Genomic DNA, 12,508 nt, shown 5'->3' with positions numbered 1-12,508 from the left:
AAGGAGGGTTCTGTATGAAAAAATATCAAATCATTTATGCAGATCCGCCATGGAGCTACAAAGTATATTCCAAGAAAGGATTGGGACGCAGTGCAGAAAGTCACTATCCGACTATGCGTATTGAGGATATTTGTGCGCTGCCGGTAGGTGACCTGGCAGATAAAGATTGTGCTTTGTTCTTATGGGTCACGATTCCATGTTTACTGGAAGGACTTTCTGTTCTGAGAGCATGGGGATTTACCTATAAGACAATCGGATTTGTCTGGGTAAAGCAGAATAAAAAGTCTGATAGTCTATTTTGGGGTATGGGATATTGGACGCGCTCCAATGTGGAGCTTTGTATCCTCGCAACGAAAGGGCATCCCAAGCGAGTGAACGCAGCTGTTCATCAGGTTATTGTCTCTCACATTGAAGAACATTCAAAAAAACCGCAGGAAGCCAGAGAACGCATTGTCTCATTGATGGGTGATCTCCCGCGCATAGAACTGTTTGCTCGTCAATCCACACCCGGTTGGGATGTGTGGGGAAATGAAGTGGACAGCTCTATTTCATTCCCATAAAGGAGGTGGATAATATGGCTTATGTACCCGTACCCAAAGATTTAACCAAAGTCAAAACCAAGGTCATGTTCAATCTGACCCGAAGGCAGCTGGTCTGCTTTACCGCCGGGGCGCTTGTAGGCGTACCGCTGTTCTTTTTGCTCCGTGAGCCTGCGGGAAACAGCATGGCCGCCATGTGTATGATGCTGGTCATGATGCCCTTCTTCCTGCTGGCAATGTATGAAAAGCATGGGCAGGGCCTGGAAAAGATCGTCGGCAACATTCTCAAAGTAGCTGTGATCCGTCCCAAGCAGCGTCCCTACCAGACCAATAACTTTTATGCCGTATTAAAGCGGCAGGAAATGCTCGATAAGGAGGTGTATGACATTGTTCACCGCAATGAAAAGCTGGCTGCGCCGTCTGCTGGGAAAACCGGAAGAAAAGACCGTGCAGCCGGTAAAGACAAAGAAAAAGCTGTCCCGCGCCGATAAGAAGCAGATCGAAGCGGCCATTGCCCGCGCCAACCGCACGGACAAAAAAGGAAAATCGGCACAGGACAGTATCCCCTATGAACGGATGTGGCCGGACGGGATCTGCCGCGTATCAGACAGCCACTACACAAAGACCATTCAGTTTCAGGACATCAACTATCAGCTCTCCCAAAATGAAGATAAGACTGCGATCTTTGAGGGCTGGTGTGATTTCCTCAATTATTTCGACAGCTCGATTCACTTCCAGCTGTCTTTTTTGAACCTTGCGGCATCGGAGGAGACCTTTGCCAACTCCATTTCCATCCCGCCCCAGAGGGATGCCTTTGACAGTATCCGCGAGGAATACACCACGATGCTGCAAAATCAGCTGGCCAGAGGCAACAACGGTCTCATCAAAACCAAATACCTGACCTTTGGTATCGACGCTGACAGCATCAAAGCCGCCAAGCCCCGTCTGGAGCGTATTGAGACCGATATACTCAACAACTTCAAGCGTCTTGGTGTAGCTGCCAGAACACTGGACGGTAAGGAAAGGCTTTCCCAGCTTCATGCGGTATTCCACATGGACGAACAGCTCCCATTTCAGTTTGAATGGGACTGGCTGGCTCCTTCCGGTCTGTCCACGAAAGATTTTATTGCACCAAGCTCCTTTGAGTTCCGCACCGGCAAGCAGTTCCGTATGGGCAAGAAATACGGGGCTGTTTCTTTTTTGCAGATTCTCGCACCGGAGCTGAATGACCGTCTGCTGGCTGATTTTCTGGATATGGAAAGCTCGCTCATTGTGAGTATGCACATTCAGTCGGTGGATCAGGTGAAAGCCATCAAAACGGTAAAGCGCAAGATTACCGACCTGGACCGCAGTAAGATCGAGGAACAGAAAAAAGCAGTCCGCGCAGGATACGACATGGACATCAGTGCGACTCGTTCCTGAACAAAGCCTTCGTGGTTGAAGGACAAAATCAGGCATTAACAAAAGAACGAAAATTTCAAATGTTAGGAGAACTAACAATCCGAGAGGTGGAATGATGGGGTAACGCCCTGAAACGCCCCCTTAATACTCCGACTGGCATTTCAACAGAAATGTGACTTGTCAGAAGCTCGGTGAAGTCGGCTGAGAGTAGCCGTATGGATTGCTGGATAAATACCAGCCTCACGAAAGCTGTCCAGAGGTGGACGGTGCTACCTATAGGCCGGAGGTCTACAAAATACCCAAGGTCAGAATGTTTGAAATATGACTGACGAAAACCGCGAATGTAAGGGTCTATACCATGACGGCATAGAAATGTGCCGGTAGCGTTAATCGCTAATCAGTGTGGTGGAGTAAAAATTGATGTTATGAAACACCATAGCACGTTACAGGCGTGTTCAAGCTGACAGGCTTAAAGCGGAGACCTAAAGGTATATGTAAAGATAGGATTGTTGGAACGAGGAAAGGCAGTAGGCTTCCACCATTAGGAAGTAAGCAGACGAATCATATAAGCTGCTGTACTACTGCTGAAAAGCAGAGGTCGAACCGATGATGTTTTCTGCGAAAAAGAGGAAAACGGAGGAATGGCCTCAAGTCAGTCAAACAGACAACTTAGCACTTAGTCGCAATTAGGATTGCGAGTATGACAAAAAGAAGTCACTCGCCGTAAAGGAGAGTGATGCCTGATGCCAAATGAGAAGAAACCAAAAACAAAATACGTGGAGTATCTCCGCCATGCTGAATACTACGATATGCAGAGTACCTTTGATGAGCTGTATGCCAGAAGTCAAGCCGGAGAAATCTTTGACGGCCTGATGGATGTGATACTTTCGAGAGAAAATATCCTATTGGCCTATCGGAACATCAAATCCAATACCGGGAGTTTTACACCGGGGACGGATAAGCTGAAAATTTCTGATATTGGTAAACTTACCGCTGACGAAGTAACAGCGAGGGTACGTAGAATCGTAAAGGGAGGTAAAAACGGCTACACCCCAAGAAGCGTGAGACGCAAAGAAATCCCTAAGCCAAACGGGAGTACCAGACCTCTGGGAATCCCTTGTATATGGGATAGATTGGTACAGCAATGTATCAAGCAAGTCATGGAGCCTATCTGCGAAGCCAGATTTAGCAATAACAGCTATGGATTCCGTCCGAATCGGTCGGTTGAAAATGCGATAGCGGCAATCTACAGGCTTATGCAGAGGTCAGGACTTTACTATGTTGTGGAGTTTGATATTAAGGGCTTCTTTGACAATGTAGACCATTCAAAGCTGATAAAACAGTTATGGTCACTTAATATTCGGGATAAAGAATTGCTCTATGTAATCCGCAGGATTCTCAAAGCACCAATCCTCATGCCGGATGGCCATATAGAACACCCAGCAAAGGGAACGCCGCAGGGCGGCATTATTTCACCACTGCTGGCAAATGTGGTTCTGAATGAACTTGACCATTGGATAGAAAGCCAGTGGCAGTGCAACCCGGTAACGGAAAACTACTCCTACAGGGAAAATGCGACGGGCTGTCCGATACAAAGCCATGCGTATCGGGCAATGCGGAATACAAGGTTGAAAGAAATGTATATCGTCAGATATGCGGATGATTTTCGGATTCTTTGCAGGACGAAAGAACAGGCAGACCGGACGCTGATTGCGGTAACGCATTGGCTGAAAGAACGCTTACGTCTTGATGTTTCGCCAGAGAAAACGAGAGTTGTTGACACCAGACGGAGCTATTCTGAATTTCTCGGATTCAAAATCAGACTGCACAAAAAGGGGAAAAAGTATGTCGTTCAATCGCACATGTGCGATAAAGCCTATAGAAAGGTCAAGGCCAACCTGACAAAGCAGGTCGGGAACATCAAATTTCCAAGAAAAGACCGTGGAGAGGCCGGAGAAGTACGGCTGTTTAACTCAATGGTTATGGGAATCCAGAATTATTATCAGTTAGCCACAGACATCAGCATTGATTGCGGTGATATTGGCAGAACTGTTAATATAGTCCTTAAAAACAGGCTGAAATCAGGAAAAACGCACCGACTAAAAGAAGAAGGTCGAGACCTTACAAAAATGGAGCTCCAAAGATATGGGAAATCGGAACAGCTAAGATATATAGCACAATCCAAAGAACCGATTTATCCGATAAGCTATGTTCAATGCACAAATCCAATGAATTTGCGGCGAAAAGTATGCGCCTACACAGCGACAGGCAGAAGTGCAATCCATGACGATTTACGGATAAACACTTCCTTACTGTTACAGCTTATGAGAGCGCCTACATACCGCCGTAGTGCAGAATATGCGGACAACCGTATTTCACTATTCTCCGCTCAATGGGGGAAATGTGCAATAACGGGAAAGGAATTTCAGTGTGTTTCAGAAATCCACTGTCACCATAAAACACCAAAGGGTAATGGTGGCAGTGACAAGTATGAAAATCTGGTATTGGTGCTTGCACCAGTACACGAACTGATACACGCAGTCAATGAGGATACTATTTGTTCTTATCTCTCCGCTCTTAAATTGGACGCTTCACAACTTATGAAGCTAAACAGACTGCGAATTCTGGCAAATCGGAAACCTATTGATTTGGAGAACCTAAATCTTACGAATAATTCTCATAATGGTATGACTAAGGAGACTAAGAAAACTGTTTGATTGATGGAACGCCGGATGCGGTGAAAGTCGCATGTCCGGTGTGAAGCGGGGGAAAAGCTGGAGATAACTTCAAAGGCTTACCTATCGCTATTTCCCTCTGACCTTGCCACCTACGGCAGTGAAGCGAAAAAGCTGTTGCAGGATTTGCAGAGCCGAAACGAGAGAATGTTCCTTGTCTCCTTTTTGGTGCTAAACACAGCGGACAATCCCCGTCAGCTTGGCAACAACATCTTTCAGGCAGGCTCTATTGCCCAGAAGTATAACTGTCAGCTGACCAGAATGGACTTTCAGCAGGAAGAAGGGCTGATGAGCTGTCTGCCCCTGGGACTCAATCAGATTGAGATCCAGCGAGGGTTGACCACCAGTTCTACGGCTATCTTTGTACCGTTCACCACACAGGAATTATTCCAGAACGGCAAAGAAGCCCTGTACTACGGCATCAACGCCCTGTCCAACAACCTCATCATGGTGGACAGAAAGCTGCTGAAAAACCCCAACGGCTTGATACTTGGGACACCTGGAAGTGGCAAGTCCTTTAGCGCAAAACGAGAAATCGCCAACTGCTTTTTGCTTACCAGTGATGATGTTATCATCTGTGACCCGGAAGCGGAGTACGCACCTCTTGTTGAGCGTCTGCATGGGCAGGTCATCAAGATCTCGCCTACCTCAACAAACTACATCAATCCGATGGACCTGAACCTGGACTACTCGGATGATGAAAGCCCGCTGTCCCTCAAGTCTGACTTTATTCTCAGCTTGTGTGAGCTGATCGTGGGCGGTAAGGACGGATTGCAGCCGGTGCAGAAAACCATCATCGACCGCTGTGTGCGTCTGGTCTATCAGACCTATCTCAACGACCCGCGCCCGGAGAATATGCCGATTCTGGAGGACCTATATAACCTGCTCCGCTCACAGGAGGAAAAGGAAGCCCAGTATATCGCCACGGCCCTTGAAATCTATGTAACCGGCTCCCTCAATGTGTTCAACCACCAGAGCAATGTGGACATCAATAACCGCATTGTCTGCTATGACATCAAGGAACTGGGTAAGCAGCTCAAGAAAATCGGTATGTTGGTGGTCCAGGATCAGGTGTGGAACCGCGTTACCATCAACCGTGCCGCTCACAAGTCCACCCGTTACTACATCGACGAGATGCACCTACTTTTGAAGGAGGAGCAGACCGCCGCTTATACGGTGGAAATCTGGAAGCGATTCAGAAAATGGGGCGGTATTCCGACAGGTATCACCCAGAATGTCAAAGACCTGCTTTCCAGCCGTGAGGTGGAGAACATCTTTGAAAACTCCGACTTCGTGTATATGCTCAACCAGGCAGGCGGAGACCGACAGATCCTTGCCAAGCAGCTGGGCATTTCCACGCACCAGCTTAGCTATGTGACCCACTCCGGTGAGGGCGAGGGCCTGCTGTTCTATGGCTCCACGATCCTGCCCTTCGTTGACCACTTCCCGAAAAACACCGAGCTTTACCGCATTATGACCACCAAACCCCAGGAACTGAAAAAGGAGGATGAATAACTATGAAACAGAATATTTGCGAACTTGATACCATGATTTTTTTCCGCGAGGCATTGGAGGCTCACGAATTCATGTTGCTTCCGGTAATGGCCTCCGCTGTTGTTGAGTGTCGTACCGCTGACAAAGAACTCAAAACCTTGAATGAGGATGGCGAAATTGGTCTTGCCCGTCTCTTTTCGATCTGGGCAAATATGATGTGTGCCCCTGGTGCAGCAACCATTGTAGGGTGCAGACCTATCACAATGCTCTCTGAGATTCTGGCGCAAGTCCATGCGTATCTCACCGTGCATCCGCTATATGATCCGGAAGGTTTGGCCCTCTATGTGGAGCTGCACCACATGATGGATGCTATCCTAATGGGTGATTGGTTTGAATAAGGAGCCGCGCCTGCGCTTTACCGATGAGGAACGGTCTGACCCAGCGATGGAAAAGCCGATCCGTAAAGCGGAGAAAGCTGCGGCCAGAGCAGATAAGGCGCAGGCCAATATTCCAAAGAAAAAGGTCAGGCAGACGGTCATTGACCCGGATACCGGAAAAAAGACCTCGAAGCTGACCTTTGAGGACAAGAAAAAGCCACCCTCCAAAGTTTCTCAGGGAGTGAAGGAAGCACCCGTCCAGCTGATCGCGGGCAAGCTCCACAAAGAGATCCGGGAAACAGAGCAGGACAATGTGGGCGTGGAAAGCGCCCACAAGTCCGAGGAGGCGGTGGAGACCGGCGCTTATCTGGTGCGGGAGGGCTATCGCAGCCACAAGTTGAAGCCCTGCCGCAAGGCAGCCCAGGCCGAGCAGAAGCTGGAGAAGGCCAATGTGAATGCCCTGTATCAAAAGTCCCTACGGGAAAATCCTCAGTTTACCAGCAACCCTCTCTCCCGCTGGCAGCAAAAACAGAGTATCAAAAAGCAGTATGCCGCCGCCAAGCGCGCCGGTCAGACTGCCGGAAATACCGCCCAGGCTGCGTCCAAAACAGGAAAGGCCGCAAGGACGGTAAAAGAAAAGGCACAACAGGCAGGGTCATTCGTCATGCGCCACAAGAAAGGTTTTCTGGTTGCCGGTGTGCTGTTCCTCCTCATCTGTATGCTGATGAATACCATGTCCTCCTGCTCTATGATGGCACAGAGTATTGGTTCTGTAATTTCCGGCACCACCTATCCATCGGATGACCCGGAAATGCTGGCGGTGGAGGCAGATTATGCAGACAGAGAAGCCCAGTTGCAGGAGAAAATCGACAACATCGAAAGCAGCCACTCAGGATATGACGAGTATCGGTATAACCTGGATATGATTGGTCATGACCCCCATGAGCTTGCGGCCTTTCTCTCTGCTGTCTTGCAGGGCTATACACGCCACAGCGCACAGGCAGAGCTGGATCGTGTGTTTGATGCACAGTATCAGCTTACGCTGAGAGAAGAAATTCAGATTCGCACTTACACTGACGAAGATGGGGATGAGCATGAATATGAATATCGTATTCTCCATGTAACTTTAACAAGCCGTTCCATTGCCTCTCTTGCGCCAGAACTACTGACTCCGGAGCAGATGGAGATGTACCAGGTCTACCGACAGACTATGGGCAATAAGCCGCTGTTGTTTGGTGGCGGTTCTCCCGATACAGGTGTTTCTGAAGATTTGACTGGTGTTGAATTTATCAACGGCACCCGCCCCGGCAATCCGCAGTTGGTGGAACTGGCGAAAAGTCAGGTGGGTAATGTGGGAGGACAACCTTATTGGAGCTGGTACGGCTTCAACTCCCGCGTGGAATGGTGTGCCTGCTTTGTATCATGGTGCTATGGTCAATCCGGTCGAACGGAACCACGCTTTGCTGGTTGCCAGTCTCAGGGTGTTCCGTGGTTCCAGTCTCATGGACAGTGGGGCGCACGAGGATATGAAAACATCGCTCCCGGTGATGCCATTTTCTTCGATTGGGATCTGGATGGTTCCGCAGACCATGTGGGAATTGTTGTCGGCACCGATGGCAGCCGTGTTTATACCGTGGAGGGAAATTCCGGCGATGCCTGCAAGATCAAAAGTTATGACCTGAATTATCAGAGTATCAAGGGCTACGGCCTGATGAACTGGTAACAGAGATTTTTTAGAAGGAGTGATAGACGATGGCAAAGAATAAAATTGAACGCATTGACCAGGAGATTACTCAGGTCCGCGAGAAGATCGCAGAGTATCAGGAAAAGCTCAAGGCGCTGGAGGTACAGAAAACCGAGGCAGAAAATCTGGAGATCGTCCAGATGGTGCGCGCCCTGCGTATGACCCCGGCTCAGCTGAGCGCCATGCTGTCCGGAGGCACAGTTCCCGGCAGTTTGGCTGATGACAACAACGAACAGGAGGAAAACAGCTATGAGGAATAAACGATTGCTCCGAACACTTTCCGCCCTTTGCCTGACGCTGGTTCTGGCATCGGGCTTTACCGTTCCCGCTTTTGCCCAGGGCGCAGCGCCGCCCCCGTCAGAGGATACCACCAATGACAGCAATGTGGTGGTGGAAGAACCCGAAAAAGCACCTCCGCTGACCCCGGATGGCAACGCCGCTCTGGTGGATGATTTTGGTGGCAACAAGCAGCTCATTACCGTTACCACCAAGGCGGGCAACTATTTTTATATCCTGATTGACAGGGCCAACGAGGATAAAAAGACCGCTGTTCACTTTCTGAACCAGGTGGATGAAGCAGACCTGATGGCGCTGATGGAAGATGGAAATGCCAAAGAGGAGCCGCCTGCTGTGTGCAGCTGCACGAAGAAATGTGAAGCAGGGGCAGTCAATACGGCCTGTCCGGTCTGCGTAACTGATAAGAGTAAATGTACGGGAAAAGCACCGGAACCTCCGGCAGAAACACCGGAGCCGGAAAAAGAAAAGCCTGCTGGACTGAACCCGGCTGCTCTGATCCTTCTGCTGGCTCTGCTTGGTGGCGGTGGCGTATTTGCCTACTTGAAGCTCGTTAAGAATAAGCCTAAGACCAAGGGCAATGACAGTCTGGACGATTATGATTATGGCGAGGAAGATTCTGAGGAATGGGAAACCGAGGATGAGGAAGTCCTTGAGGATGGTTTTGAGGGTTCTGACCCTATTGAGGAAAGCGATAGAGCAGATTGAACCATTTGAGCGTAGTGTATTTCAAATCATTGCTGTATAAGGGACAGAGGACAGGGAGAAATTCCTGTCCTCTGCTGCTCTACGCACTCTCTTACTGCAAATCCACACCCAAAATCAGCACATGGTCAAAGAAAGGAGGACCTCACAATGAACACCTGGAACTGGTTGTTACACTTTCTGATTATTTTTGATCTGGTCGCCTTCGGAATTTACTTTGGAGGAGACATTCTTTTCACTGCTATAAGCAAAGTTCAAAAAAAGTCAAAGAAGGACGATGACTTGGACCTTTATGATTTTGAAATTGAGACCGCACCCCCAAAACGCTCTTTATGTGTGGACTCAATCCGAATGCTTTATTCTGGTGAGATAGATGAATTTGTGGAAAAGGAACTGTTGCCTGATGCAGCGGAGACCATGAAAGCTTTATCTGAAGCTGAAAAAACAGCAGTTAGCCTGTTACTAAAAGCTTATATCGGTTTTTTGAGCGAAGAAGCAACGGTAGATGAACAAAGTTTTCCCATGGTTAAGGAACTGTTGTCTTATACACAGGGCAGCAAAGAAGATGGTGAAAAAGACGCCATAGATTGTCTGATGGAAGATATGGTCAGCAGAACCCACAGACATCGAGAATATTACAACAATTATCAACGCTATCAGCTGATACAGGTGGATAAAGAGCGTGTGATTATGGCCTGCAATATCATAATCAATGATTTGATTGGCAGGTTATACCGATATGATTATCGCTTTGGCTATGACATTACTCTTGCCTCTGAACACAGCATTGCAAAAAAACTGTCTGATGATTGGCAGGATGAATGGGAGGTTGAAGAATATGAAGCTGGTGATTGCTGAAAAACCATCGGTTGCACAAAGTTTGGCGGCGGTGATCGGTGCAACTGTCCGTAAGGACGGGTATCTGGAGGGCAACGGCTGGCGTGTCAGTTGGTGTGTGGGCCATCTGGCCGGACTTGCAGATGCAGACAGCTATGACCCCAAGTACGCCAAGTGGCGATATGATGACCTGCCTATCCTGCCGGAACATTGGCAGATGGTAGTGGGAAAGGATAAGAAAAAGCAATTTGATATTCTCAAAAAGCTGATGAACGCCCCGGATGTGACGGAAGTGGTAAATGCCTGTGATGCCGGACGCGAGGGAGAGCTTATCTTCCGCAGCGTCTATGAGCTGGCAGGCTGCAAGAAGCCGATGAAAAGGCTCTGGATTTCTTCGATGGAGGACTCCGCCATAAGGGAGGGTTTTGCAAACCTACGCCTCGGTGCAGATTATGACGGACTTCGTGATGCTGCCCTCTGCCGTGCCAAGGCAGACTGGCTGGTGGGGATCAATGCCACAAGGCTTTTTTCCGTGCTGTATCACCGTACCCTCAACATCGGGCGCGTGATGTCTCCGACGCTGGCGCTTATTGTCCAGCGGGAAGCTGAGATCGACACTTTTAAGCCGGTTCCCTTTTATACCGTGGCGCTGGAGCTGCCCGGTCTTACTGTATCCGGGGAGCGCATGGCGGATAAGGCCGCTGCCGAGCAGCTGAAAGAAGCCTGCCAGGGTGCAGCTGTCACGATCAAAAAGGTGGAGTGCAAGGAAAAGTCCGAAAAGCCGCCTGCCCTCTATGACCTGACTACTCTGCAAAGAGATGCCAACCGCCTGCTTGGATTTACAGCCCAGCAGACCCTGGACTATCTGCAAAGCCTGTATGAAAAGAAGCTCTGCACCTATCCCCGTACTGACAGCCGCTATCTGACCGGTGATATGGCAGACAGCCTGCCGGTGCTGGTGAATCTGGTTGCCAATGCTATGCCGTTTCGCAAAGGTATCGCCATTACCTGTGATCCGCAGACGGTCATCAACGATAAGAAAGTAACCGACCACCACGCAGTAATTCCCACCCGAAATCTCAAGGATGCAGACCTTTCTGCCCTTCCTGCGGGAGAAAAAGCAGTGCTGGAGCTGGTGGCCCTGCGTCTGCTGTGCGCCGTAGCCCAGCCCCATATCTATTCGGAAACCGTTGTGATTGCAGCGTGTGCCGGTGGGGAGTTTATCGCCAAAGGAAAAACGGTGAAGCACCCCGGATGGAAGGCACTGGAGGACGCTTACCGTGCCAAAATGAAGGATACAGAGTCAGAAAAAGAGGGCGCAGAGAAAGCCCTGCCGGAGCTGACCGAAGGACAGACCCTTTCGGTTGCTGCTGCAATCGTCAAAGAAGGCAAAAGCAGTCCGCCTCAGCACTTTACGGAGGACACCCTATTGTCCGCGATGGAGACTGCCGGAAAAGAGGATATGCCGGAGGACGCCGAGAGAAAAGGTCTGGGGACACCGGCCACCCGTGCCGGTATTTTGGAAAAGCTGGTATCTGCCGGTTTTCTGGAACGAAAAAAGAGCAGGAAAACGGTGCAGCTTCTCCCTTCCCACGATGCAGTTTCCCTTATCACCGTCCTGCCGGAACAGCTGCAATCGCCGCTTCTGACTGCCGAGTGGGAGTACCGCCTGGGCGAGATCGAGCGTGGGCAGCTGGCCCCGGAGGAGTTTCTGGATGGAATCAGCACTATGCTGAAAGACCTGGTGGGAACTTATCAGGTCATCAAGGGAACCGAGTATCTGTTCGCTCCGCCCCGCGAGGTGGTAGGCAAATGCCCTCGCTGCGGCGGTGAAGTTGCAGAACTGCAAAAAGGCTTCTTCTGTCAGAATGATTCTTGCAAATTTGCAATCTGGAAAAACAACAAATGGTGGACTGCCAAGAAAAAACAGCCGACCAAGGCTGTGGTGTCTGCGCTGCTGAACGATGGCCGTGTCCGTGTGACGGGGCTATATTCGGAGAAAACTGGCAAGACCTACGATGCCACTGTGATTTTGGAGGATAATGGACAGTACGCCAACTTCAAGCTGGAATTTGACCAGCGGAAAGGAGGCAGCCGATGAAGCTCTCTTTAGTGGAACGGGAAACCATTCTCCTCTATAACCAGGCAGAACCAATGGCTGAGATCTACACCCACGATCCCCGTCTGATGGAGAAGCTGGAACTGCTGGCAAAAAAGCACTCCGACCAGATCACCCGAAAGGACGCCCATAACTTTACCGTTCCCAAGCGGTGTGTATCAGTCAGGGAGCCATACAGCGCCGAACGCCGCAAAGCTGCCAGTGAACGGGCCAAAGCTGCCGGATACCAGCCCCCTGTGAGAAAGTCCGGCAGTTAAAGGCAC

Annotated in this window: 11 protein-coding genes and 1 pseudogene; all 12 read left to right on the top strand. The window is 49.7% G+C overall.

The genetic code is table 11. The features are described from left to right. The first annotated feature begins 14 nt into the window (after window positions 1-14). Window positions 15-560: an MT-A70 family methyltransferase gene (locus tag CGC65_RS29985; RefSeq protein WP_002569216.1), complete on the top strand. Its 546-nt coding sequence runs from the start codon at window positions 15-17 to the stop codon at window positions 558-560. 14 nt (window positions 561-574) lie between these two features. Beyond that, a complete protein-coding gene (locus CGC65_RS29980; RefSeq protein ID WP_002569215.1) occupies window positions 575-1,030 on the top strand; it encodes a PrgI family protein in 456 nt (151 codons plus the stop codon). Then, window positions 987-1,943, top strand: a pseudogene (locus CGC65_RS29975) (VirB4-like conjugal transfer ATPase, CD1110 family); the annotation flags it as partial. The gene CGC65_RS29980 and the pseudogene CGC65_RS29975, both read left to right, overlap by 44 nt. 740 nt (window positions 1,944-2,683) lie before the next feature. After that, window positions 2,684-4,657, top strand: a complete 1,974-nt coding sequence (ltrA, locus tag CGC65_RS29970) for a group II intron reverse transcriptase/maturase (protein ID WP_002569213.1) — start codon at window positions 2,684-2,686, stop codon at window positions 4,655-4,657. Between the two features lie 57 nt (window positions 4,658-4,714). Beyond that, window positions 4,715-6,190 (top strand): VirB4-like conjugal transfer ATPase, CD1110 family, encoded by a 1,476-nt coding sequence (locus CGC65_RS29965; protein ID WP_368670199.1) that lies wholly within the window; start codon window positions 4,715-4,717, stop codon window positions 6,188-6,190. A gap of 2 nt (window positions 6,191-6,192) precedes the next feature. After that, window positions 6,193-6,567 carry a DUF3851 family protein gene (locus tag CGC65_RS29960; protein ID WP_002569211.1) on the top strand — a complete coding sequence of 125 codons (375 nt, stop codon included), beginning with the start codon at window positions 6,193-6,195 and terminating at the stop codon, window positions 6,565-6,567. Further along, window positions 6,560-8,269, top strand: a complete 1,710-nt coding sequence (locus tag CGC65_RS29955) for a C40 family peptidase (protein ID WP_029466988.1) — start codon at window positions 6,560-6,562, stop codon at window positions 8,267-8,269. Before CGC65_RS29960 ends, CGC65_RS29955 begins: the two co-directional genes overlap by 8 nt. Before the next feature lie 29 nt (window positions 8,270-8,298). Then, a complete protein-coding gene (locus CGC65_RS29950) occupies window positions 8,299-8,550 on the top strand; it encodes a DUF4315 family protein (protein WP_002569209.1) in 252 nt (83 codons plus the stop codon). Next, complete coding sequence (locus tag CGC65_RS29945) at window positions 8,540-9,292, top strand: DUF4366 domain-containing protein (protein WP_002569208.1); 753 nt, start codon at window positions 8,540-8,542, stop codon at window positions 9,290-9,292. Before CGC65_RS29950 ends, CGC65_RS29945 begins: the two co-directional genes overlap by 11 nt. A 147-nt stretch (window positions 9,293-9,439) precedes the next feature. Continuing rightward, window positions 9,440-10,147, top strand: a complete 708-nt coding sequence (locus tag CGC65_RS29935; RefSeq protein ID WP_002569207.1) for a hypothetical protein — start codon at window positions 9,440-9,442, stop codon at window positions 10,145-10,147. Beyond that, window positions 10,128-12,227 carry a type IA DNA topoisomerase gene (locus CGC65_RS29930; protein ID WP_002569206.1) on the top strand — a complete coding sequence of 700 codons (2,100 nt, stop codon included), beginning with the start codon at window positions 10,128-10,130 and terminating at the stop codon, window positions 12,225-12,227. The genes CGC65_RS29935 and CGC65_RS29930 overlap by 20 nt, the downstream gene beginning before the upstream one ends. Continuing rightward, on the top strand, window positions 12,224-12,502 hold the full coding sequence (locus tag CGC65_RS29925; RefSeq protein WP_002569205.1) for a hypothetical protein: 279 nt from the start codon (window positions 12,224-12,226) through the stop codon (window positions 12,500-12,502). Before CGC65_RS29930 ends, CGC65_RS29925 begins: the two co-directional genes overlap by 4 nt. The last annotated feature ends 6 nt before the right edge of the window (window positions 12,503-12,508 follow it).

This window comes from Enterocloster bolteae, assembly GCF_002234575.2.
Classification (GTDB): Bacteria; Bacillota; Clostridia; order Lachnospirales; family Lachnospiraceae; genus Enterocloster; species Enterocloster bolteae.
This window is presented reverse-complemented; position numbering and strand designations above follow the sequence as displayed.